The sequence below is a fragment of the Leptospira bourretii genome (genome assembly GCF_004770145.1).
In the GTDB taxonomy this organism is placed as follows: Bacteria; Spirochaetota; Leptospiria; order Leptospirales; family Leptospiraceae; genus Leptospira_A; species Leptospira_A bourretii.
Map to the genome: position 1 here is coordinate 81871 of NZ_RQFW01000005.1, position 24787 is coordinate 106657.

The 24787-nt window shown below is 39.6% G+C and carries 23 protein-coding genes; 4 read left to right on the forward strand and 19 right to left on the reverse strand.

What is annotated here, in order from left to right; genetic code table 11:
- Position 1: 1 nt before the first annotated feature.
- The 15 genes from EHQ47_RS01980 to EHQ47_RS02055 form a co-directional block, all read right to left on the reverse strand.
- Complete coding sequence (locus EHQ47_RS01980) at positions 2-1399, reverse strand: MBOAT family O-acyltransferase (protein WP_208727378.1); 1398 nt, start codon at positions 1397-1399, stop codon at positions 2-4.
- Positions 1400-1407: 8 nt separating this feature from the next.
- Positions 1408-3624, reverse strand: coding sequence for a GAF domain-containing protein (locus tag EHQ47_RS01985; RefSeq protein WP_135776456.1), 2217 nt, complete (start codon positions 3622-3624; stop codon positions 1408-1410).
- A gap of 1 nt (position 3625) precedes the next feature.
- Positions 3626-5836: a hypothetical protein gene (locus EHQ47_RS01990; protein WP_135776457.1), complete on the reverse strand. Its 2211-nt coding sequence runs from the start codon at positions 5834-5836 to the stop codon at positions 3626-3628.
- Between the two features lie 353 nt (positions 5837-6189).
- Positions 6190-6570, reverse strand: a complete 381-nt coding sequence (gene atpC / locus EHQ47_RS02000) for an ATP synthase F1 subunit epsilon (RefSeq protein WP_004784107.1) — start codon at positions 6568-6570, stop codon at positions 6190-6192.
- A gap of 5 nt (positions 6571-6575) precedes the next feature.
- On the reverse strand, positions 6576-7982 hold the full coding sequence (gene atpD, locus EHQ47_RS02005; RefSeq protein WP_135697160.1) for a F0F1 ATP synthase subunit beta: 1407 nt from the start codon (positions 7980-7982) through the stop codon (positions 6576-6578).
- A 21-nt stretch (positions 7983-8003) separates the two neighbouring features.
- Positions 8004-8873: an ATP synthase F1 subunit gamma gene (gene atpG, locus EHQ47_RS02010; RefSeq protein ID WP_135749244.1), complete on the reverse strand. Its 870-nt coding sequence runs from the start codon at positions 8871-8873 to the stop codon at positions 8004-8006.
- Between the two features lie 11 nt (positions 8874-8884).
- Positions 8885-10399, reverse strand: coding sequence for a F0F1 ATP synthase subunit alpha (gene atpA / locus EHQ47_RS02015; protein ID WP_135776458.1), 1515 nt, complete (start codon positions 10397-10399; stop codon positions 8885-8887).
- On the reverse strand, positions 10396-10959 hold the full coding sequence (gene atpH, locus EHQ47_RS02020) for an ATP synthase F1 subunit delta (RefSeq protein WP_135749246.1): 564 nt from the start codon (positions 10957-10959) through the stop codon (positions 10396-10398). The genes atpA and atpH overlap by 4 nt, the downstream gene beginning before the upstream one ends.
- Positions 10956-11480: a F0F1 ATP synthase subunit B gene (locus EHQ47_RS02025; RefSeq protein ID WP_135776459.1), complete on the reverse strand. Its 525-nt coding sequence runs from the start codon at positions 11478-11480 to the stop codon at positions 10956-10958. Before EHQ47_RS02025 ends, atpH begins: the two co-directional genes overlap by 4 nt.
- 2 nt (positions 11481-11482) lie before the next feature.
- Complete coding sequence (gene atpE, locus EHQ47_RS02030) at positions 11483-11767, reverse strand: ATP synthase F0 subunit C (RefSeq protein ID WP_002975055.1); 285 nt, start codon at positions 11765-11767, stop codon at positions 11483-11485.
- 48 nt (positions 11768-11815) lie between these two features.
- Entirely contained in the window at positions 11816-12895 is a 1080-nt protein-coding gene (atpB, locus tag EHQ47_RS02035) for a F0F1 ATP synthase subunit A (protein ID WP_425269557.1), read from the reverse strand.
- Positions 12864-13244: a hypothetical protein gene (locus tag EHQ47_RS02040; RefSeq protein WP_135776461.1), complete on the reverse strand. Its 381-nt coding sequence runs from the start codon at positions 13242-13244 to the stop codon at positions 12864-12866. Before EHQ47_RS02040 ends, atpB begins: the two co-directional genes overlap by 32 nt.
- 240 nt (positions 13245-13484) lie before the next feature.
- Positions 13485-14498: a DUF5018 domain-containing protein gene (locus EHQ47_RS02045; protein ID WP_135746823.1), complete on the reverse strand. Its 1014-nt coding sequence runs from the start codon at positions 14496-14498 to the stop codon at positions 13485-13487.
- Positions 14499-14736: 238 nt separating this feature from the next.
- A complete protein-coding gene (locus tag EHQ47_RS02050) occupies positions 14737-15177 on the reverse strand; it encodes a MarR family winged helix-turn-helix transcriptional regulator (protein ID WP_135776462.1) in 441 nt (146 codons plus the stop codon).
- Entirely contained in the window at positions 15164-15649 is a 486-nt protein-coding gene (locus EHQ47_RS02055; protein WP_135697144.1) for a glutathione peroxidase, read from the reverse strand. Before EHQ47_RS02055 ends, EHQ47_RS02050 begins: the two co-directional genes overlap by 14 nt.
- A 341-nt stretch (positions 15650-15990) precedes the next feature.
- On the opposite strand from EHQ47_RS02055, the gene EHQ47_RS02065 reads away from it, so the two are divergent.
- Positions 15991-17280, forward strand: coding sequence for an ammonium transporter (locus EHQ47_RS02065; protein WP_135746821.1), 1290 nt, complete (start codon positions 15991-15993; stop codon positions 17278-17280).
- Between the two features lie 5 nt (positions 17281-17285).
- Entirely contained in the window at positions 17286-17633 is a 348-nt protein-coding gene (locus tag EHQ47_RS02070) for a P-II family nitrogen regulator (protein WP_135571340.1), read from the forward strand.
- A gap of 45 nt (positions 17634-17678) precedes the next feature.
- Here EHQ47_RS02070 and EHQ47_RS02075 read toward each other — a convergent pair whose 3' ends face one another.
- The 3 genes from EHQ47_RS02075 to lepB form a co-directional block, all read right to left on the reverse strand.
- Positions 17679-19370 (reverse strand): thiamine pyrophosphate-dependent enzyme, encoded by a 1692-nt coding sequence (locus tag EHQ47_RS02075; protein WP_135746820.1) that lies wholly within the window; start codon positions 19368-19370, stop codon positions 17679-17681.
- A 334-nt stretch (positions 19371-19704) separates the two neighbouring features.
- Positions 19705-19932, reverse strand: coding sequence for an AtpZ/AtpI family protein (locus tag EHQ47_RS02080; protein WP_135746819.1), 228 nt, complete (start codon positions 19930-19932; stop codon positions 19705-19707).
- The gene (gene lepB, locus EHQ47_RS02085; protein ID WP_414467766.1) at positions 19929-20966 is read right to left on the reverse strand and encodes a signal peptidase I; all 1038 of its coding nucleotides are present in this window, start codon (positions 20964-20966) and stop codon (positions 19929-19931) included. Before lepB ends, EHQ47_RS02080 begins: the two co-directional genes overlap by 4 nt.
- A gap of 112 nt (positions 20967-21078) precedes the next feature.
- Between lepB and EHQ47_RS02090 the strand changes: the two genes are divergently transcribed.
- Both EHQ47_RS02090 and EHQ47_RS02095 read left to right on the forward strand, forming a co-directional pair.
- Positions 21079-21870: an aldolase gene (locus EHQ47_RS02090; protein WP_135746817.1), complete on the forward strand. Its 792-nt coding sequence runs from the start codon at positions 21079-21081 to the stop codon at positions 21868-21870.
- Complete coding sequence (locus EHQ47_RS02095; RefSeq protein ID WP_135746816.1) at positions 21871-23706, forward strand: DUF2079 domain-containing protein; 1836 nt, start codon at positions 21871-21873, stop codon at positions 23704-23706.
- 54 nt (positions 23707-23760) lie between these two features.
- On the opposite strand, the gene EHQ47_RS02100 is transcribed toward EHQ47_RS02095, so the two are convergent.
- Entirely contained in the window at positions 23761-24783 is a 1023-nt protein-coding gene (locus EHQ47_RS02100) for an MBL fold metallo-hydrolase (protein WP_135776464.1), read from the reverse strand.
- Positions 24784-24787 lie beyond the last annotated feature (4 nt).

Sequence of the window (24787 nt, forward strand, 5' to 3'; positions counted from 1 at the left end):
TCTAAAATTGAAAATAGAAAAAATCTTGTTTTCCAAACGGAGAAAATAATGAAAACCAAAGGAACAAAAAGAAAAAAATAAAAAGAAATGTATATGGCTTTGTGGAGATAAAAAAGTTCGGACGATCTGTATCTTTTTTTTCCTGCCAAAAATCAAAAAGAATTAATGGCAATGCTGTCAAAAGGATCATCAAAGGTATGGAAGAAAGATTTGGTAAAGAAGATAAATTTTGTAATATTAAGATTGTTTCGGAGGGCGACTGAATCCGAAACAGTAACAAACCTAATGAAAAACTATAAAAAGTAAAAAAGACGCCTAGATGAGAAATAAAACCTATATTCTCTTTCACCAAACCGTAATGTTTTAGACAGCGATAGAGAACCAAACACAATCCTAAATACACTCCCCAAATTACAAATCCGTAACCTGCACCATGCCAAATTCCGGCAAGAAACCAAACTACCATTAAGTTTGTATTTTCCCGAAGAAAACCATGACGGTTTCCACCTAACTTAATATAGACGTAATCTCGTAACCATGTCGAAAGAGAAATATGCCATTTGGACCAAAATTCAGATGGATTCGAAGAAAAAAAAGGCCTTTTAAAATTATTCATTAGCTGAAAGCCCATCATCTCCGCAAGACCCATAGCACAAAGGGAATAACCAAAAAAATCCGCATACACCTGAAAAGCAATGACTGGTGCCACAATCCATAATATCCCAGGTTCCAAAGATTCAAAAGACGAAGCATGAATTTCTACATACCGGGAAAATGGATCAGCGATTGTGGATTTAATGAAAACCCCCCATAAAAATAACGATATGCCATTCCATATCTTTTCTTTGGTGATGGTTTGTTCCGATTCTATCTGTGGGATTAGATTTCCTGGTCTTTCAATTGGCCCAAGAAGTAACAACGGGAAAAACAAATCATAAATTGCAAAAGTAAAAAAGTTTTTTGTAGGATTGATTCGTTTGTCATTAACTTCGATTAAGTAACTTATGTTATGGAATGTATAAAAAGAAATTCCAATTGGTAAAATAATTTCAGGTTTCCAAACAATTCCAGGAAATCCAAAACTAATCTTTAAATCAGAAAACAACTGCCAAACAAACACAAAATATTTAAAAGCAGCAAGATAGAGTAAATTTGCACTTACACCAAATATAAATATTACCTTACGTTTTTGACCCAACTCATTTGCAAGGTATCTTGCCAAAGAGTAATTAAAAATTACGGAAGTTAGCAGTAAAACGGTGGGTTTGATTCCCCACTGCGAATAAAAATATATTCCAAAGAAAAGAAGTAGGTATTTTCGAATTCGGTTAGAAACGAAATAGTAAATTAAATAAAAGAATATAAAATGGAAAAGAAAAGAAATCGAATTAAATAACACAAAGTTACTTAGGCTTCTTCAACCATTTCCAAAAATTGATTTTTGTCCTTGGTGTCATCGGGATAAGACAAATTTAGAACCCGGTAAGTGGCACGAAACGAACCAATGATTGCTTCTTCTTTTTTTGCAAAAGAGGATTTGATTTTTTTGATAACAACCTCTGTTTCTTCTTTGTCTTTTCCATGAAGAACCATTGCAAATTTTCCTTGCCCAACTCTAGTAAAAAAGTCCAATTCCCCGATATGATCCATCATCGTTTTACGAAGAACGTCCGCATAACGAGCAAATGTTCCAGCCCCTACTAAATGAACCATTCTGGATACATTTTGAATTTTGAATAAAGAAACGGTAAAATTCAAATTCATCTGAGAGGATTTTTCGATCTCGCTTAAAATTCGAGATTCTAAAGGGTTGAATGGATTTCTAAACAACGCTTCTTTTTCTTGTAGAATCAAAAGATTAGCGAATACAGGAGCAGAAGTTTCAAGGAGAGCTACAGCAACATCCCTTGTTGTGTCTGTCCAAGCAGTACCAGTCGAATGAACAACTACCATTCCCACAAGCCAATTGAGGTTGATAATGGGAAGGATAGTAAACTCGTTCATAATCCCTAACTCATCATTTGTAAAAATAGATTTCAGCTCCGAGTCTTCTCTAAAATTTTCTAACTTATAAACACCAGGAACGTTGGATACCATCCCTACAATATCAGAGTCCTTACTTAGTTTAAAATCTTTGGCTCTTTCCGGCAAAATAAAATTAGAACCAAACACGATATAGTCAGATCTGGTTTCCGAATCCAACACCAAAAAGGAAAACTGTTTTACGCCCAATTTGTTTTTAATGTTATCAATGAGAAGATCATAGGCTTCGTCCATTTTACGTACACGGGCGAATTCTCTTGCAGATTGTAAGACAGATTCATTGATTCCAATGACTTCTTTTGCTTGTACTAAATTGTCATTCATCAACTCAAATTCAGATACTCTTTCAAATACTGAACCTGCGATATCACCAACTATTTTTGCAAATTCTAAATCATCGGTGATATATTCTTCCCCATTGATCAGTTTACCAAGAGACAATACTCCAAAACACTTTTGCCCGTGCCGAATGGGAACAAGGATTTCAGAACCCATTTCATTTAATAAATTTAATTCTCTGTTGGGCAAACGAGACGATTTAAATTCGCCTGCATAAATAACAGTTTCAGAATCAGAAATACGAGAATAGATTTCATCGTTTGGAGAAAGATACCAAGAATCCTTAGATGGAATTCCTTGTGCAGCAACAGCTTCCCATTTCGGATTTTTGGGGTTCGTTGAAGTTAAGACAACAACTGAATTGCAACCTACTTGTCCAATTAAACTATAAACTAAGTTATCAAAGTAATCAGAAAATTCTTTGGATGAAGCAATTTCCTTGGTGATTTCAAAGATGGCTTGGTAATTTTCGATTCGTTTTTTGGAGGCAAGATGATAAGACATTGGTGCAGTTCCAAAGTCAGACTCGTCATCAAATAATACATCTTCGCCGATCGGAGCTGGATCATCCTTTGTTTGTCTTAGCGGCTGCTTTGCAGCTTCCCTCTTTGCATCGTTTTCCCACTCATCAAAAATGTTTACTTCTGGAAGTGGGGCATCGGGTTCTGCAATATCATCATGATAATCACGATCAATTAAATCATCACCAAACTCTGGTTCGTTTGCCTTTGTTGGTTCAGGAGTTGGTGTTGGTTCTGGTGTTTCTGGAGATTCCGCTTCAAGTTCAGGTAATGGCTCTTCATCGGTAGGCAAATCAAAATCTAAATCTGGCTCTACTAAAGACTCGGAATCTTCGTCTGAGATTGGCTGGTAATCATTCGGACCATTTTCTAAATCATTTTCTAATTGTGGGAGAGGGTTTTCATCCCATTCTTCATCCGCCAAGTCACCAAAATCGGCGTCGGTCAACTCAGGTATATCACTTAGATCAAACTCTTCTTCTCCATCGGGATTTGGAAGATCACCAATTTCTGTAGCCAGAGTATCTGGAAAACTATCGTCTAACCATTCTGAGTCGGAATCTGCAATTGGAACCGAGTCTATGATAGGAGATTCTGGTTCTTCTCGAAAGTGTTCTGCCTTTTTCAATAAAGACGGCTTGTCTTGGGAATTTGTTTGCGATTTTGGAGTCTGGGAACCCGAAGTCTTTTTAATTTCTTCGGCTCTATCGAGAAGTCCCACTTTATAACTCCAATTCTTTCATCATTTTTTTGTATAACTCGAAGTATTGTGATTTCGAGAACTCTCTGATGACCTCGTCAGGAAGATTACCAAGGAGGTTGTCTAAATATCCTAGAACCTTTTTGCGATCTCCAACAGATAAGTTTTCACCACCTGCATCAGCAAACGCATCTTCTGCGGAAGATCGTTTTTCTTCTGGCGCTGATACATCGGATTTACGGAGTTCTTCCAATGGAGAAAGTTTTCCCTCCATTGCATATTCATCTAAATCAACTTCAAATTCTTCTGAGTCATCGCTTGCAAGTGTTGGTGTTCTTGTATCTTTTGTTAGGTCAGGAACTGATAAATCAAAACTATCATCAACGGCCGAATCAGAAGTGAAATCACCAAAATCCATTTCGGCTTCGTGTTCTACTAGATCATCTTCATCACCAATCTGTTCGGATAAAGAAAATTCTTCTTCGATTGGAAGATCTGCAATATCATCCAATCCTTCTCCTGGAAGTTCTTCACCAAGAATTTCATCTAAACTTTCTGGTGAAAGAGTGATATCTTCCTCTTCTATATCTTCTTCTTCAGCGGCAGTGATGTTTTCTAATTCCTCCATCGATAAAGCGATGGATTCGTCTTCTTCATCTTCTCCCATCAAATCGGATTTTGGAGTGAGTTCTTCTTCGTACGGGAGTGGTGCCCTATCAAAACTATCAACAAGTTCTTCTTCCGAACTTTCTTCCGTATCAGAAGCAGAAGCAATGGATTCCAATTCTTCCATGGAAAGAGCAATCGGACCTTCGTCTTCTTCCTCAGAAGATTCAAATCCTTCCATCTGGCCTTCAAGACCTTCAAGAGAACTTTCTTCTTCAATTTCGGATTCGTTTTCTCCTAAATCAAAACCAAAGTCATCGCCAAGATCTGTTTCTAATTCATCAGATTCTTCAATATCAAAACTTACGGAATCATCAGACTCTTCGATTGGATCACTCGCAATGATATTTCCTAATTCATCTGGACTTAAGGTAATGGATTCATCTTCTATTTCTTCGTTTAAGATGTCGGAAGTTGGTTCTTCAAAGTCCTCTTCAACGGCTTCGCCAGAAATATTTTCTAACTCTTCTAAAGATAATGTAAGAGGACCTTCATCCTCTTCTTCTTGCAACGTAGGTTCTTCTTCAGGTGTTTCAAATTCACCACCTAACAAATCAAATCCGCTGTCGTCATCAGAGAAACTTGGTAACTCAGATTCTTCATCTGATGTTAAAAATTCTTCTTCAGAACCTAATGTTTCTTCTAAACTGGCTTCTCCACCGGCTCCAAGTATACTTCCAAGTTCTTCATCAGATAAAGTAAGATTTTCGTCTTCTTTGGTTTGACCAAACAATTCTTCTTCTTCTGGATCCACAAGAGGTTTGAATTCACTGTCCCCTTCTTCATTTCCAGGACCTAAATCATCTTTAGGTATAAACGAATCTTCATCATGATCGGTTAAATCAAACTGTGGTTTCCCTTCTTCATCGAAAGTAAGGTTTGTATCAATTTCCGAATCGTCTAAGTCTAAATCAAGATCGGAATGTTCATCGATTAGATCATTTTCATGATCTTCTTCACCAAACTGAGGACGTTCTGGTTCCCCTAAATGATCTTCTTCTTCCAAATTCCCTGTGATGTTTTCTAGTTCTTCTAGAGAAAGTGAAATTGGGCCATCTTCTTCCTCTTCTAAATCCTGTTTGGATTTTTTAGAAGTTAGGATTCCATCTTCACCATTAAGAATTGATTCAATTTCTTTATCCAGGTCGATTAAATCATCATCGAACTCTAATTCAAGGTCTTCATCATCAATATCGTTATGTGTTTGTTTGGCGGGAGTTTTTGGTTTTTGGTTTTCTGACTCTTCTTCGTAGTCAGAAAAATCAGCATGAATGTCTTCATCATGCAAAATGGGGTCTTCTTCCCCAAGTAAATTTAAATCAGAATCTAAATCTATATCTAATAAATCATCATAGGAATCGGAGGAAGCAACCATGTCCGAAATGGAATCGTCTTCATCATCAAAAGCGGAGATATCATCTAGGTTTGGGGCTTCGATTCCAGGTGAAACATCCAAATCATCATCACCCATATCAAAATCATCCAAATCCAAAGAAAACGAGTCTTCATCGAGTATAGGTTCGATGTTTTCTAGATCTTCGTTTTTATTCTGTTCTTGATCCGCCATTCGCCTCGATTACCGTTTTCCCAAATTTAGTACCTGGCCATCCTCTAACGGCTGTTCCAAGATACTGTCCTCCATTTTGATTTGCGCTCCGGGTACGTATCCACCCGCCATTTCAATCAAATCCTTTCCATTTGAACCCGCTTCCAATGAATAAAATCCGGGATTCAATACGGGTCCCTCAATTCTAACACGAATCGGCTCTTCAGAATAGATTCTTTTTCGCAAATCAGGGTTTTCCTTTAAGTAATAGAATCCGGCAAATAGTATCGTTACCAATACAGAACGTCGAATCCAATCTATAGCCAAAGGAAATCCCCCTCTGGTTTATTTTCGGCAAGAAGGGGGGAAAAAAATTAACGTTCGTGCAGTAAAATGCGAACTTTTGCTTTCTTTAGTAGAATTTCTTTGTCTTTGGAAATGGGAAGGGCTTCCGCTTCCTCTAGGAGTTCTACCGCGTGGTCATGGGACAAATCGTCTTCAGAATCCCCACCTTCGGTGAGAACTCTGATTTGGTCATTTCTCACTTCGCAGAATCCTCCATCGATGGCGATTCGGAACTCTTTTCCAGCTGTATGCAATTTGATCAGCCCAAAATCGAGTTGGGAGACAAGAGTTGCATGGCCTGGTAAAATTCCAAAATAACCGACAGAACCAGGCAAAATCACAGATTCTGCCTTGCCCTGGTAAAGGATTTTGTCAGGAGAGATGACTGTTAAAGTCAGTTCTTTACTCATCCGAATTAACCTTTGAGTTGTTTCGCCGCTTCGATTGCTTCGTCAATCGATCCGACCATATAGAATGCTTGTTCTGGAAGGGTGTCATACTTACCTTCGATGATTCCTTTGAAGGAACGAATCGTGTCTTCCAATTTTACATACTTTCCAGGTCGACCCGTGAACTGCTCTGCTACGTGGAACGGTTGTGAGAGGAATTTCTCCAAACGACGAGCACGAGATACTAGGATTTTGTCATCCTCAGAAAGTTCGTCCATACCAAGGATCGCAATGATATCTTGTAGGTCTTTGTATCTTTGAAGGATTCTTTGTACTTCACGAGCTGTGTTGTAGTGATCTTCCCCAACAATTTGTGGGTTCATGATTCGTGAAGTGGAATCGAGTGGATCCACTGCAGGATAAATCCCTTTTTCAGAAATGGCACGAGATAATGTCGTTGTTGCATCTAAGTGAGCAAACGCAGTCGCAGGAGCCGGGTCAGTTAAGTCGTCGGCAGGAACGTAGATCGCTTGCACCGAAGTGATGGAACCACGAACCGTGGAAGTAATCCGCTCTTGTAATCCACCCATTTCTGTAGAAAGAGTTGGTTGGTATCCTACCGCAGATGGCATACGACCAAGAAGAGCCGATACTTCAGAACCTGCTTGTGAGAAACGGAAGATATTATCTACGAAAAGTAAGATGTCTGATCCGGATTCGTCACGGAAGTTTTCTGCCATAGTCAAAGCAGAAAGTGCGATACGAAGACGAGCACCTGGTGGTTCGTTCATCTGACCAAAACAAAGAACTGTTTTGTCGATAACTCCCGATTCTTTCATTTCGTTCCAAAGGTCGTTTCCTTCACGAGTTCTTTCACCCACACCAGCGAACACAGAGTAACCACCATGTTGTTTTGCGATGTTGTTGATAAGCTCTTGGATAAGAACGGTTTTTCCTACCCCAGCACCACCGAATAGTCCTGTTTTTCCCCCTTTGATATAAGGAGCAAGAAGATCGATGACTTTGATCCCTGTTTCAAAGATCTCTGTTTTTGGTTTAATTTCTTCGTAAGAAGGTGCATTTCTATGAATTGGTAATTTTTTTACGTCTTTTGGAAGGTCACCGAGTTCATCGATTGCCTCACCGAGTACGTTAAAGATACGACCAAGAGTTTTTGTTCCAACTGGAACAGAGATGGGAGCTCCTGTATCAACAACTTCTAATCCTCTTTTTAGCCCGTCTGTGGATTGAAGGGAGATCGCACGAACTGTGTTGTCCCCAATGTGTTGTTGCACTTCTGCTGTAATTGTTACGTCTTTGCCGTTTACTTTCGATTGAATTTCTACAGCATTGTAGATCTCAGGCATATTCCCGGAATCAAAACTGATGTCCATTACCGAACCGATGATTTGTTTAATTTTACCTTTATTCATATATACTCCGAAAGACCTTTGTTAGGAGATGGCTTCCGCTCCCCCTACGATTTCTGAAATTTCCTGTGTAATTTTTGCCTGACGAACTCGGTTGTAACCGCGAGTAAGAAGTTTGATCATCTCACCTGCTGCGTCTGTCGCCGCTTTCATCGCCACTCTTCGTGCAATGTGTTCGGATGCTACCGACTCCAAAATGATCTTAACAAAAGTTGTTTTGATCACCATTGGTAGAAGGTTCTCCAAAATTGTTTTTGGATCCGGTTCATACAATACTTCCGGGCCAGAAGAACCTTTAGAACTTGTATCCTCCATAGATAATGGAAGAACAGTTGTTATTTCCGGAGATTGAGTTGCTGCCGAATAATAGTGAGTGGAAATAATTTCAACAGAATCCACTGATTCATTTGCAAAACGTTCCATAAAGTAAGAAGCAAGATCGTTTGCTTCTTTACTGCCTGCTTTATCATCAATATTGGTATGTGTTGTTACCAACTCAACCTTTGCAAATTTAAAGAAAGCAATGGCTTTTTTTCCTGCAGCGTGGACTTCTACTTCCACACCTTTTGACTTCAATTCTTCGATACGGTTTTTGACCATACGAAGAAGATTGGAGTTAAAGCCACCGCATAACCCACGGTTTGCGGCAATTGCAAGGATAGCGACTTTTCGGATTTTGTCCGGCTTCCTTAAGTAAGGGCTGTGAATGATCCCAGCAAGGCTAGACAAAGAAGACACCAACTCACGTGTTAAGTCAGCGTATGGTTTTGCCGCATTCACTTTGTTAGTGGCTTTTTTTGCCTTAGCCGTGGAGACCATCTCCATGGTTCGAGTGATTTTTCTCGTGTTTTTAACCGAGTTAATCCTCTTTTTTATCTCACGCGGTGTCGCCAAGATCTTTCCCCTTAGTTATTCTTTGCTAAAAAATGTTCAACAATCGATTTGATTGTTTTTTGCAGAGCTGCTTCTTGTTTTACTTCTTTTGCAGTTCTGATTTCTTCCAATACTTCTGGGTGTTGTTCTCTCATTGTTTTCAAAAGGAAGGCTTCGAATTCTCTTACTTTTGCAGTAGGAATTGTATCCATAAAACCTTTTGTTACTGCGAAGATCGAAATCACTTGTTCTTCCACTGGATTTGGTGAGTTATTTGGTTGTTTGAGAATTTCAAGAACTCGGTAACCACGATCAAGCTGAGCTTGTGTGACTGGATCTAGTTCAGTTCCCAACTGTGCAAACGCTTCCAAGTCACGGAACTGAGCGAGGTCGGACTTGAGAGTTCCCGCTACTTTTTTCATCGCTTTGATTTGTGCTGCAGATCCAACCCGTGATACAGAAATCCCCACATCCACCGCAGGGCGAAGACCCGATGCAAATAGGTTGGATTGAAGGTAAATCTGACCATCCGTGATGGAAATTACGTTTGTAGGAATGTAGGCAGATACTTCCCCTTCTTGTGTTTCGATGATAGGAAGAGCTGTCATTGACCCACCACCAAATTTATCATCAAGTTTCGCTGCTCTTTCAAGGAGGCGAGAGTGAAGGTAAAATACGTCCCCAGGGTATGCTTCACGACCTGGTGGGCGGCGAAGGAGGAGTGACATTTGTCGGTAAGCTACGGCTTGTTTGGAAAGGTCATCATATACAACAAGTGTTGCTTTTCCTTCTTCATACATAAAGTATTCAGCCATTGTCGCACCAGAATAAGGTGCAATGTATAACATTGGGGCAGGTTCCGATGCGTTAGCCGATACAATGATCGTATACTCAAGAGCACCTTTTTCGCGTAACATTTCGATGGTGGAAGCAACAGTAGATGCTTTTTGTCCAATCGCTACGTAAACGCAGATCACACCTTTACCTTTTTGGTTGATGATGGTGTCGATCGCGATGGAAGTTTTTCCTGTTCCGCGGTCACCGATGATGAGCTCTCTTTGTCCACGTCCAATCGGGATCATTGCATCAATTGCTTTGATACCAGTTTGCATTGGTTCATGAACCGATTTTCTCATCGCAATTCCAGGAGCTGGTGACTCAACTGGTCTTGTTTTTTTAGCGTTCAGAGGTCCTTTCCCGTCGATCACTTCCCCGAGTGGGTTAAGAACACGACCGAGAAGTTCTGGTCCTACTGGAACTTCGAAGATCTTTCCTACACGTTTAACGGAAAAACCTTCTTCAATTTTAATATAATCACCAAAGATTACAACCCCGACGGAGTTTTCTTCTAAGTTGAATGCTTGTCCTCGAACTCCGTTTTGGAATTCAACAAGCTCTCCTGACATTACGTTTGTGAGTCCGTAAACTCTCGCAATCCCGTCCCCTACTTCGAGAACCGTTCCAACTTCTTCAACTTGAAGGTCTTTTTTGAAGTTTTTAATTTCTTGTTTTAGTACCGACGTTACTTCGTCTGTTTTAATTTTCATTCAAATGCTCCGACTGGGATTTTCTTTTGGAGGAGAGCCTCTTCTATTCCGGCAAGTTTTGCACGGATCGAGGCATCGATTAAAAAGTCGTCTATATAGATTTTGAATCCACCGATGAGGTTAAGATCCGTATGTTCAGTGACACGAACATCGCGTCCGAACTTGGAAGAGATAGACTTGGTGATTCGATCTACGGCTTCTTTGCCAAGAGAATCTTTGGAAACAATGCGAAGAGAACTACGATTTTTAAGTCGGTCCACTCCTGTTCTAAAATCTTCCAAAATATCCTTGAGGAATAGAAATCGATTCTTACGAACCACAAGTGTAATGAAGTTGGCAACGATTTCCGATGCCTTCCCTTGAACTGACTTTTCTGCAGTTCGTTCTTTCTCGGAAGGGTCTACTAATGGAGAAAGGAAATAATGGCGGATTGATTCATCGGAAAAGAAAATATCAACAAGCGTTGAAAGTTCCTCTTCCGTTGACTCAAGCGAGTTAGTTTCTTTTGCTAACTCTAAAAGTGCCGTTGCGTAAACCTTTGAAATTTGGTTCAGACTCATTTGATTTTAAGTTTATCGAGTTTTGCGATCTCTTTTTCGACAAAGGAAGCATAGTCTTCCTTCTTCAATTGTTTCTCCAAGATCTCAATCGCGATGAGAACGGACATTTCCACAATTTGGTGTTGCATTTCAGATAAAGCTCTGCCTTTCGCTAGTTCGATTTCTCGAATTGCGCTATCTTTAATGCCTTTTACTTCATTGTGCGCTTCTTCCGTCAACCTGGTGCGGAGAGCAACTGCATCTTTTTTAGCTTCATCTACAATTTTATGAGCTTCTTCCGTCGCTTTGAAGAGTTGGTCTTTGTATTCTTTTAAAGACTTTTCTGCTTCTAGACGAAGGGTTTCCGCTTTGTTGATATCGCCTTGGATGCCGGACGCACGTTCTTCGAGAGCATGAAGGATCTTGTCCCATGCAAATTTTTTAAGAACGAAGACAACAACTGAGAAAGTGACCAGGGTCCAGATGACCAGACCCGGATTGACTTTCAGCAAATTGAAGCCGGAAGCCGCAAGGATAACCAAGACTATTGTCCTTGTTCTACTTTAGTGGCACCAGCACCAATTGTTTTGTCAATTGAGCCATTGAGTTTGAGCGCGATAAGAAGAGCGATTACCACTGCGAAAAGTGCTGCACCTTCAATCATACCTGCTGCTACGTAAAGAACGAGTTGGATCTTTCCCGCTGCTTCTGGTTGGCGGCTAATGCTTTCTGCCACTGATCCACCAATTCTACCAATACCGATTCCTGCACCAAGTAATGCAAGTCCTGCTGCGAGTCCTACTGCGATGTATCCTAAACCGAATTCCATTGTTTTCGTTTCACTCCTGTGTGTTTTATAATATAAATAAAACCAATCTTAATGTCTATGCATCACGGTTCCGATGAACACGGTTGTGAGCAGTGAGAAAATGAACGCTTGTAAAAAAGCTACAAGTAGTTCTAAAAAGTAAATGAGCACCGAACTGAGAACAGATACAGGTGCGATGAGCCAACTTTCGCTCATAAAGATAAACCCAAGTAAGGCAAGGATCATTACGTGTCCTGCAGTCATGTTGGCAAGTAACCTCATGGTTAACGCAAAAGAACGTGCAATATGTGTGACGATAAACTCTAAGGCCCACATCAGTGGCCAGAGTGGGAGTGGAACTCCCTTAGGAACCGCATGTGCAACAAAGGAGATCCCTTGGTAAGAAAATGCCGTTCCGTATATTGTAAGTAGTGTAATGGATGCAAGAGATAGAGTGACACTGATGTCACCTGTTGGTGTGATCCCAGACCAGATTTCTCCGAATGTATGGAGAGAATGTGGAGTGTGATCCACTGCCCCGACTGCCACAAGAGCATCAGAAGCGGCAACTGTTAGTTCCCCCACAGATGGGATGAGGCCAAACAAGTTACAGAAAAGAATAAAGAAAAACAATGAGAAGATGTAATGGTAGTAAGAATGGCCGTGGTGGTCAAGGGATGCATCCACAACATTTTCTTTTAAGTAACTCACAAAAGCCTCTACACCCGATGTGAATTTGTTATGAACTTTTTTAGGGTTTTTTGAAATCAAATTGGCTGCAGGGATAAAAACGAGGAACATAAAGAAACAAGCAATCCACATCATGGTCACTCGTTTGGTGATGTGAAGGTCAAGTCCACCTACGTAGTGGTATTTCACACCGTCGTGGTTCACAAAGACATCATGGTTTTCAGCGTCGAATCCAGGTTGTCCTTCTGTAACAATCGTGCCACCAAAGTTGAGAGGGAAGATAGGAGCATCACCCAAGTGGTGTGCCATGACTTCACTGAAATCGAAGCCCTCTTCAGAGCCGTGCCCTTCCGAATCGTTCGCAAAAACATTCGTAAAACTAAGGGAAAAAACTAATAAAAATGATAAAAAAAACCGATATTTAGACTTATTTTCCACTGAAATAGCTCGCAAATACAAGGAAAAGAAGGTGGACGAAATAGGCAATTAAAAATCCAGAAGTTGCCTCAAAAGGGTACTCTAAGACCTGCAAAGCAGTCAAAATGCCCAGATTTAGAAAAAAGGAGAGAAATACGGTGAAAACAGGGAACCCAGACTCTGACAATGCAGGAATTTTTCTAGGAAGGAAACGAAGTTGCAAGATGGCCATTTGGATGGCAAAGGACATAGCACCACCGAAATAAAAAATCAGACGATATCCATCCTCCACCAAACCAGCAGTTAACGGAAGACTTAGAATGAATATAAGAAATAGGTAACTAAAATAGTGAAGATGGAACCTTTTGAGATTGATGGTATTTAGATCCATTGGTTCAAGATGGGAGGTTAGGGATTTGTGGGCAAGTAGGATTGGGGGGGGTGCGCGGGGGATAGGATGGTAGAGATCCCCGCCCTAATCGAACTGGGTGGGGTAATCCACCCGCCACCCAATGGCTACCATATATCACATGTTTGTTGGTTTGTGAAACAGAATTCAACATTCCCCGATTTTTATGATGGAAAGTTCATGTTTTGGTTAAATCACTAAACTATAATTCTAGCTTGATTTTTACATTGGCGAAAGCCCATATTTAGTATTCAAATAGAAGAAAACTTTTGCAACATCTGCATCCGAAAGATCCGTATTGAAGTATAATACTTCTGCAATATCCGCATCAAGGTTTCCATTTCCTAAATAAATAGTATTTGGGCTAGCACCGCCAGAATAATCATACGAGATGGGAACTTGTCCTTTTAAACTACCATTCCAATACTCTCGACCAGAAGTCATCAGAACTTGCACTGAACCTATAGCAATAAAATCATTTTTTGGAATTGGTAAAGCTGAAATTGTAGAGCAACTTGCACCATTCCGACAGACGAGATATGTGGAAATTGGATGATCTATAGAAATCTCTCTTCCTTGACCGCCATGTATATTGATCACAGTAATCCCACCAGTAATCGTATTGACTAACTTCATCACAAAAAAAACGCTTCCACTATTAGTAACATATAACCCAACTCCACCGGATAAATTCATCCTTGAAACATTTACACTTCTAAATTCAGCTACTGGGTATCCATTGACTTGACCTTTTCTATAAAGTGTATGCACAGTTGGTACTGAAGCTTGCGTAACATGATTTCCATAACCGCTGACATCCGACCAAGTCAAAATCGGATCTCCATCATTTAGTGTTAGTTGGTCTGCCTTGAACCAAAGCCGAAGGGAACCAGAACCCAAAACACGAGGTGCTATCATTTGGACAGTGTATTCATTTTTACTTCCATCCGCACCAGTCACAATGTATTTTAATGGAGAGTTATAGTCATTAGAAGTCACCCCACTCGTTTGTGAAACTCCATTGACCGAAACAGATACACCACTTGTCTTAAAGTTAGCAACATAAGATGAAATCGAAACAATGGTTTCTGAGGAAACGACGATTTGGTTTCCATTGATGATCCCAGTCACTCCTAAACTAGGAATCGAATATTCTAAAATTTCTTTTCCGGCTGCTAAGAGGTATACTTTACCGCAAGTGGCACTGTTATCCGAAATTGCCCATTTTAATAGCAAACTGTCTATAAACTTCTGTCCATTGGGATCGCAGGGATTGTCAGAAAAAGGGTTTTTGCAAGAAACTATAAATAGTAAGATCAAAAAGCAAAGTGACGAAATGAGTCTCGGCATATGTGATGAACCTTCGCTTTCTCAGGTAAGAGGAAATCAACCTAAACGATGTTAGATCCTTTTCAGACGTCGGTCCAACGTCAAGAATAAAGCCGAAAATTATTGGTAGAAATTTTGTTTTCTTTCAAGCTTGGCCGAGTTCGTCTAAAATTGCTTTCAGTTGAATTGCTTGGTTTTCTTCAATCCCTGACAAACAAAAAATCTGTTCAGGTATAGCCTTTGCCTTTTCGCGTAAATGTTTTCCATTTTTTGTAAGAGACACATAAACAACTCGTTCATCTTCAGAACTTCTCTTACGCTCTACAAACCCACTTTGTTCTAATCTCTTTAACAAAGGAGTTAATGTTCCAGAGTCCAACTGTAGACGTTCTCCAAGTCCACTCACAGTCATTTTCTCTTCTTCCCAAAGCACCAACATCACCAGGTATTGTGGATAAGTTAATCCCAACTCGCCAAGTAACGGACGATAAATCTTCATCAAACGGTGCATGGAAGAATATAAAGAAAAACAAATTTGGTTCTTCAAAAGAAGAACCTCATCTGTGGGATTCTTAAGCTTGGACAAGTTTTTCGATATCCTTTTCAATATCTTCGGGTTTTGTAATTGGTGCATATCTTTTCACCACATTTCCTTGTTTGTCGATCAAGAACTTTGTAAAATTCCATTTAATGTCGACAGAACCAAAAATTCCTGGTGCTTGTTTTTTAAGATGTTGGTAGAGTGGATCAGTATTTGGCCCATTCACTTCTAGTTTAGAAAAGATTGGAAAAGTAGTTGAGAATGTTCTTTCGCAAAACAACTTAATTTCTGCGTCTGTTCCTGGCTCTTGTTGTCCGAACTGGTTGCACGGAAACGCCAACACTTCCAATCCTTTTCCTTTATAACGATCGTAGGTTTCTTGAAGCCCTTTGTATTGAGGGGTGAAACCACATTCACTTGCAGTATTCACAATCAAAAGGACTTTGTCTTTGAACTGCTCCAAAGGAACTTCCTCGGATCCGCGTTTCACTTTAATTTTGTAAAATTCTTCTGACATGTATTTTCTCCCTAAGTCTTTATTATTTAGATTGTGCACAATTTAATTTTGTTCAATCTTTTTAATAAAAAATTTCTCGGATTCTTTAGGATTTTTGAGCGGTTCGGGTTCCAGCTGGAATTTATCTATCCCCGCCCTGACTCGGGTGGGGAACTAGACCCGCCACCCAATACCATCGCCTTACCACAACCTCAGAAATCAGGCCATCACCTTCCCAATTCCCCAATATTTTTTACAAAAAAGTTCCTAGTTTTGCAGAATTGACTCGCTTTCAAAAGAGAAACCAATCGTAATGATACGAATTTTATTTCGCATCTCGAAAAAGATATTTGGAGCAAACAATGAATATACAATTGGTCTTACGGCCTTTGTTGGTATGTGCCCTTTTCCTTTTGCCTGGTTTCCTGGCGGCTGAAGGAGAACTACCATCCCCCCCTACCATCGATAAATCTGATACAGCTTGGATGTTAGTTTCTTCCGCATTTGTGTTTTTTATGATCCCTGGACTTGCCTTGTTCTACGGTGGTATCGTCCGTTCCAAAAATGTTCTATCAACCATGATGCATAGTTTCGTTGCGATCATTGTGATGACATTACAATGGACCATCTTTGGGTATAGTTTTGCATTTTCTGGAGAGAACCCGTATATTGGAAATTTCGATTTGGCATTTCTAAATGGAATCAATCTTGATTCAGTAAAAGGTTCAATCCCCACTTATGTACATTTTTTATTCCAAGGAATGTTTGCCATCATCACACCCGCACTGATCTCTGGGGCAATCGCGGAAAGAATCAAACTATCCGCTTATATAGTATTCATTCTCGTATGGTCAACATTAGTTTATGATCCAGTAGCACATTGGGTTTGGGCAGATTCGGGTTGGCTGTTAAAAATGAATGCTCTTGATTTTGCTGGAGGAACAGTCGTTCATTTGATTTCAGGGATTGCTGGACTTGCCGCTGCCATTGTCATTGGAAAAAGAAAAGGAGATTCCGGCTTATTAACCCATCCAAATAACATGACTTATACGTTACTTGGATCTGGGTTATTGTGGTTTGGATGGTTCGGATTCAATGCAGGTTCGGGTCTTGCTGTCAATGGACTTGCTGCAAGAGCATTTTTAGTGACACTCATTGCGCCAGCAGCAGCCGGAGCCAGTTGGTTACTCATTGAATGGTTACACACAAAAAAGGCAACTGCACTTGGTGCCGCTTCAGGAATTGTGGCAGGTCTTGTGGTCATCACACCTGCTTCTGGTTATGTGGGCGTCCAAGGAGCTTTAATCATGGGAGCCTTAGTGTCTCCATTATGTTATATGGCGATTTTACTCAAAGGAAAACTTGGGTATGACGATACACTCGACGCATTTGGAATTCATGGTGCAGGTGGTGCCTTCGGTGCGATTCTAACTGGAATTTTCGCACTAGAACTTGCAGAAGGAATGACTTTAGGAAACCAATTGACTGCTCAAGCAATCAGCGTGGTGGTCACAGGACTTTATTCTTTTGTTGTTTCTTATATACTTGCACTAGTAATTGAAAAAACAATCGGTTTCAGAATCGAAGAAGATAAAGAAATCACCGGACTCGACCAAGAGATTCATGGTGAAAAAGGATATGATATAAGGTAATCAGTATGAAATTAGTAGTCGCAATCATCCAACCACATAAGTTAGAAGAAGTAAAAAACGAACTTACTAAAAACGAAATCTATCGTTTGACCGTGAGTGACGTACAAGGGTATGGCCAACAAAAAGGGAAAACAGAAGTTTTCCGTGGTCATGAATACCAAGTGAACCTTCTTAGAAAAGTGCGATTAGAAATCGCAGTTAACGATGAGTTTGTCAAACCCACTGTGGATGCCATTTTAAAAGCGGCAAAAACAGGCCCAGAAGGTAAAATTGGAGATGGAAAAATTTTTGTGATGCCACTTGAAGAAGTGATTCGCATTCGAAGCGGAGAACGCGGAAACAAAGCCATCTAACAAAAATTTAATGATCCGAGGGAATTTTTCCCTCGGAGTCAAAACTCAGGTTGTTACTTGGCCGAGGATGTATTCCTGATTGGACTTCCCACCAGGAACGAATGGATACACTCCCCAACTAGAAGGGACTCTTACTTCAACCAAAGCCGGGCCTTTCTTTTCTAAAACTGTTTCTAAGCCCTGAACTCCCGATCTCCAATCCCATTCACAATACCCAATTTCGAATGAATCACATAACATCGAAAAATCGGGATGGAAATGAAATTTAGAACCAGAATACAAACTTCCATAAAACAAGTCTTGTTGTTGTTTCACTAACCCCAAATGTTCATTGTTGATTAGAATGATCTTTACATTAAGATTCTGTTCTCTGAGTGTAGACAACTCTTGTAAGTTCATCATAATCGAACCATCACCTGTAAAACAATACACATGAGAATCCCGATGGCTTAAAGCTACTCCAATGGCAGTTGGAAGACCAAATCCCATAGTTCCTTGTCCACCAGAAGTGATCCAAGACATAGGTTGATGAAATGGAAAATATTGTGCCACCCACATCTGGTGTTGGCCTACATCCGTTAGGATAAAATGTTCGCCACTAGGCAAAACTGAAGCAAAATCCAAAAGGATAGATTTCATCGAATGTTCTTCTGGGATTTGTTTCCAAGTTTCAACCTGCAACAATGATTCCTTGTTTTGGACCTGAAAATCCTCTTCTAATAAAAAAGGGAGAACCCCTGAAATATCTTTTTGTAAACTTAAAGTTACAGATTTATTTTTGCCAATTTCACGGGCATCAATATCTATATGAATGATTTTTGCTTGGTTACAAAACTTTTCTATGGCACCTGTCGCACGATCATCAAAACGAACTCCTATGGCAATCAAGAGATCACAAACACCCAGTATTTCATTGGCGGCAACAGTTCCATGCATCCCCATCATTCCTAAATTCATCGGATCGTCTTTTTCAAAAATCCCAAGTCCCATAAGAGTGGTCACAGCAGGAATTTGAAAACGAGAAACAAATTCTCTTAAACGCAAATATTCTTTTTTAGCACCACCACCTATATAGAGTAAGGGGAAATGAGAATTCTCTAGTAACGATTTGAACTCATCTAGAAAAATATCCAAACTTTCAAAAGACAAAGGATCTGCCTTACTTACCTGTTCCAAAAAATCCAAATGAGATGATCCACCAAAAGGAATGTTATTTTCAGGTAAGTTAATCTTTTGAGTTTGTATATCTTTGGGTAAATCAATCCAAACTGGGCCTTTTTTCCCTTCCCCGCATAACAAGAATGCTTCCTCTAAAATTTCAGTAATTTGATTTGGTTCTTCTACCAAATAAACCTTTTTCACGAGTGATGAAACAATCTTTACTGTTGGTAATTCTTGGAAAGCATCGGTTCCCATTAACCCTAATGGAACTTGTCCCGAAAAAATTAGCAAGGGAACAGAATCCCTTTGCGCATCGGCAACGGCTGTGATGAGATTGGCCACACCAGGTCCAGAGGAAACAAATACGGCACTCACTTCTCCCGTACTCCTTGCCCTACCTTGTGCGATAAATCCAGCACCTTGCTCATGTCTTGCTAACACATGTTCAATGCTTGACCCCGCCAAACTTTCGTATAATGGCAAGATGGTTCCTCCAGGAACTCCTGGAATCCATGTGATACCTTTTGATTCTAAAAAACGTATGATGTATTGACTTACGGTGATTTGTTCCGACATAAAGATCCTCTCCTTGTTGGTTTCCCCGTCGACTTTCAGCTTTCTGTCGACCGAGGAAACAAGTGAGAATTATGACAGAAAGCTACGTATGTATGAGGAGACGACGACTAGGACGAGAGTAGAGAGGACATAGCTAGACAATCCAAGAACGGGCATGGAATCCATGAATTCGTTGTTTGTGGTTGTCCGAGAGGCCATTACAGTAAAAAGTTTTTTGTAAACTTGTGATCCGTCAAGAATTTATTTGGAGCGGCTTAGTGATTTTCTGCAAACATACCACGGCCAAAGGATGGAATTAGTAGATGCAGATGTAACAGCAGAATGGATCGAATCTTTATTCGTTTTCTTTGGCTCGTTTGATGAGAGAATAAAAAGCAAAAATAAAACCTAGGAAAAAACCAACCAGGAGCCAAAGTGGTTCCGTTTTCATATAGTCATCAAGGTAGTATCCTCCCACCACAAAAACTGCGATGGAAGATACAAATTCAAAACCGGCACCTGCCATCGCCATGGGTGACTTCTCCGATTTTTTACCCGATGGTTTTTCCGATTCTTCGCTCATTGGAGGATACGACCAATGCGATCCCACCTAACACTAAGTCTCCACAATCGGTAACGAATGGTCCGCTCAATCCATCCGAACCGAGACTCATCATCTCTATAACGAGTATTATGTGAAGAAAAGATTTCTGTATAATGACAACGGTTTTCTAGTTTTTCCCCTTCATATCTTTCTGCAATTTCAGGTCCTTTCTCAGCAAGTTCCTGTCCATCTTTGTATTCACATGTGGAATCTTTCCAATCGATGGAGAAATAAATAATGAGTGCCTTACCTAAAATATCTTCTCGTTTTACAAATCCCCAAGCACGTGAATCGTGAGAGTCATCTCGGTTGTCCCCCATCACCATATACTGGCCTTCTGGAATTTGACAACCATGTAAAAAATCACAATATTCAAAGATATGGGCACGGCGATCATCCTCAAATCCCTCCAAAATAAAATGTTCAAACCCTGGTTTGACTTCTTTGAAGAGTGCTCTTTGTGTGGCTTCTAAATTATCCAAATCAGAAAGTTCTTTTCCAATCGGAACTTCCTTTGGTTCGTAAGATCGAAACTCTTCGGAACCTTTTTCTTTGTATTCGATGAGTGCAAAGTGTACTCGTCCTCTATCTTTTGTATCAATGTATTTACGGGTGATTCTGATTGTATCGCCGGGTAATCCTACAACTCGTTTGACAAAACGTTTTGCAAAGATTCCAGTCCTTGATTCTTCTTGGGCAAGTGCCGTTGCCGGTGGAATAAAAGTAACAATGTCCCCACGTTTGGGATCATCAATACGAAAGAGTTCCTTCTCCGTAAAAGGCATTCGAAAGGAATAACGCATTTTATTCACAAACAAAAAGTCCCCAATTTTGAGTGTCGGAATCATCGAACCGGAAGGAATATTATTAGCATCTAATATAGATGATTTGAAAGCAAATACAAGAACCACAATGATTCCGAAAGAAATCCCTGAGGCAGCAGCCCCTTCTTTTGGCGGTTCCTTAGAATCTTGTTTTGGTTTGGATTGGAAGATGGTGGAGAATATTCCCATAGGTTCGAAGCTAGGGAATTGGAATTTTCTGTCAAGAAAGGGGGAAAAAAAGCGCAAAAGACTTGTACTATTTTCGGGAATCGACGATACCATACATGGAGATCTTCTGCTTATGGAAACATCAATCCACGTTTTACGAAAAACCTTACTGGAGATGAAAGAAAACTACTCTTTTGTCTGCATCAAAACAGGTACGGAAACCGAGGACATGGGAGAAGAAGAAATCTCCCTATTAAAAACGATCACTGCCGGAATTTTGCCACTCTATGTCAAAATTGGTGGCCCGGAAGCAAGAAACGATATCAGAATCTGCAAAAGGATCGGAGTTTCGGGAATTTCTGCACCGATGGTGGAGTCCGAATATGCGTTAAAAAACTTCATCCAGACCATGAAGAATCTCCTCACACCTTCGGAATACGAATCTTATAATAAATCAATTAACATGGAAACCATCACAGGATACAGAAACTTGATGGATATCTTTGATTCAGTTCCATTTCAAAGTTTAGAGCAAGTAACGGCCGCTAGGTCAGACTTAAGTGCTTCTATGGATAAAAAACCAGATGACAAAGAAGTCACTCGTGTTTCCAAAAAAATCATTTCAGAAGCTAAGAGTAGAGGGAAAAAAACTTCTGTTGGCGGAACCATTACCAAAACAAATTTTGAACTGATAGCCAATGAAATTGAACCTGACTTTATCAACTCACGTCATGTGATGGTAGATACAAATAAAGCAATGTCGATTGGCGCGACGGATGTAGCAGAATGTATGTTGTTATTCGAAATGGATTTATTTGAATTTTTCTCTAAAACATTTCCTGAAAAAGGATATTATTACCGCAACCGAGTGGAAATCAACAGAGAGCGGATCGGCGAAAGAAAGGTATTGTACTTTATTCGTTAAGTGGTTTATTTATTTTTTTTATTCAGTTTAGTTTCTCCTTTTCTCTTTATTTCTCCTAAAAACTTTCATGCCCCCTTCCAAAAGGGGGTATTTCTTTTTTTGTTTTTCCTAACCATCTTAAACTTTTGGAAAGAAAAAAAATCAAAATCTGAGACAAAGCCGAATCATAGTACAACAAACATTGGTTTGTTATCTGATAAACAGATAACAATTCTCCCCTATTTACTTTTTGCCAGTTGTGTTTTCTTTTTAATCACAAGCACCTACCATGCGTTCCATTTAACAAAGTCACTAGCCGATGCTTTTTTGTTTCAAGATGCGGATTATATTGGCATTTCGGATATCCTTCTCTCTATTTCTAATGGAGAAGGATTCACCAGCGGCTACTATTCTGAATCGGGTGAAGGGAGTTACCTCCACCACCACTTCGCACCAGGAATGTTGGTTCTAACACCTTTTATCAGTTGGATTCCAAATAAGTTGGGACTTGCTTTAGGAGTTTTTTTTGTTTATCAACTTGCTACCATTCTCTGGATCCTTTGGGCCTACCAAATTTCCAAACACCATTTAAAAGAGAAGGGAACCAAATTTCTAACTTTTTGGGTTCTTTTGACAAACCAATTGTATTTGTATCGGATAGGTTCTAGTTTCCATTTTGAAGTGCTTGTTTTAGTTTTTGGACTTTTCTTTTTTTATGTTTGGGAGCAAAGAGAAAAGATACAAAATGCTCCATTCCTTTCCCCTTGGATCTACTATAACGTTTTAGCTTTATCTATCATTCTCTATCTCTCGCAAAAAGAGGATATTGGCATTTACCTTCTTCTATTTTTTCTACCGACTGTTTTCGGAATTTCATATAAACTTTGGAAAAAGAAAAAGAATGAAAATAGAGATGCGCAACAGCCTAGTGGATCGCCTACAGACCACTCTCAAGAAAAAGCGACCATCCGATCACTAACACTTGTTTTCAGTATTGTATTTGTATGGTTTGGATTTGTTTTTTTCATATATCCAGTGTTTGGTGATAGATCAGAATCCATAACTTGGACTAAGGTTTTAACACAAGAATACCATTCCGCCTTCAAACAGGTCACAGGTTTCAAAAAGACATTGGATATTTTTCTAGAAATTGCCATCAGCGGGGGACTCGGAATCTTTCAGATGGTACCCGAAGTCATAGGAATCGGGTTAATATACGCTACACATATATTTTCCTCAAGGCCTTGGCACCATGAGGTTTATACGTATTACAGTTATTCGCTTGTTCCATTTTTACTTTATAGCGGAATTCTATGGATCCAATCAGAGAAAAAAATAAACCTTTCCTTTGCCTTCCTGATCCTTACTTGTCTCTTTTGGAAAAACTCACTCGATCAAAATTATCCATTGAATACCAAAATCGTAAGTCCTTGGAAAAACCCTACGATCCAAAAGGAAATCCATTCAGATCTGAAAGATATAAATTTGATTCTTCTCTCCAGTCATAAGGAAGCAATTTTGGGAGAGCCAAAAGAGAAACAAAATCCCAAATACCCGAATGAACCTTTGGATCTCAAAGAAAACTCAAACCGAATATTTGTATTCGCACAGTATAACCTTTCCTTCTATATCACTGACAAAAAAACAACCTATCCGTTAGAACAAATCAAAAACTCCTCCTCCATTTGTAAAAAGGCGAATGTTTGTTATGTGGTAATAGCAGAGGAGTTTACTGATGAAATTCTCTGGCCGAAATCCAGAATTTTGGAATATAAAAAAGAATTAGAAAACCAAAAGGGAGTTTTCGTTTGGAGAGGAAAACAAATTGAAGTTTGGAAGTTACCTCAAAGGAACTAGTCTGAATGACTTAGGTTGACACTGATTGTCTGAGAAAATAAGAATTAAATTCGCTTAACCTATAATATGAAAGATTTCATATCCATTCTCACGTTTTTCGATACGAATCTGTCCTTCTAAAACTAATTTCTGGATGATGCTATACACAAGTCCAAGAGCTGTTGGTAAATGGCCACCGTTATGGACTTTTTTTCCAATGGCTGCTTCCATTAGCACTTTTAAATCAGATTCCCCTTCTCTGAGGCGGCGAAGGACTCCTTTTTCAAGGATACTCAATGTTTTTTTTACAAGAGTAATCGTTTTTTTCGGATCTTCTATTTCACTACCATGGGCAGGTAACATTCGTTTAATGGACTCTTCCAAAAGTTTGGAAAGTGTAAAATAATAATCACCTAAGTTTCCATCCATTTCAGAATAAATGGCGGTGAGATTGGCAATGATCAAATCTCCCGAAAAATAAATTCCGGTCGAAGGATCTACAGGTGTGATATGATACAAATTATGACCAGGTGTATGTAAAAACCTTAGTAGTCTTCCGCCAAACTCTAAACTGTCGTTATGATCAATTTTGACATCAATTCGTAAAACAGGATCCCCTTTTTTGGTTTCACTAAATTTACTATAAAACTGTCGCCAACCTTGGCGCGATTCTTCCAAAATCCTATCCAGTTCTTCCTTATCACCAAATGCTTTATGAAATAAGTCTTCTGTTGCTTCTTCAAAAAGCACCATCGATTCTAAATAATTTCCCACCCCGTCGGCCATAGCACGATACCCATAATAGGTTACGTTTTTTGCATAAGACTTAAGGACCAAAGAAGAGGATATATGATCCAAATGATTGTGTGTATAAATGATATGACGAATGTCTTTAAATGAAAAGCCCTTAGTTTTTAAGGATGCTTGTAACATCGGGATAGATTCAATATAACCAGAATCAATTAAAGTCAAACCATCGTCACCTTGATACAAATAGATATTGTTAGGAGCGTAAAACGGTTGGGGCAGGATAATTTTAAAGACACCATCCCCGATGTCTTCCATCTCAGGAATTCGTTTGGGGATGGTAACTTTCATTTTT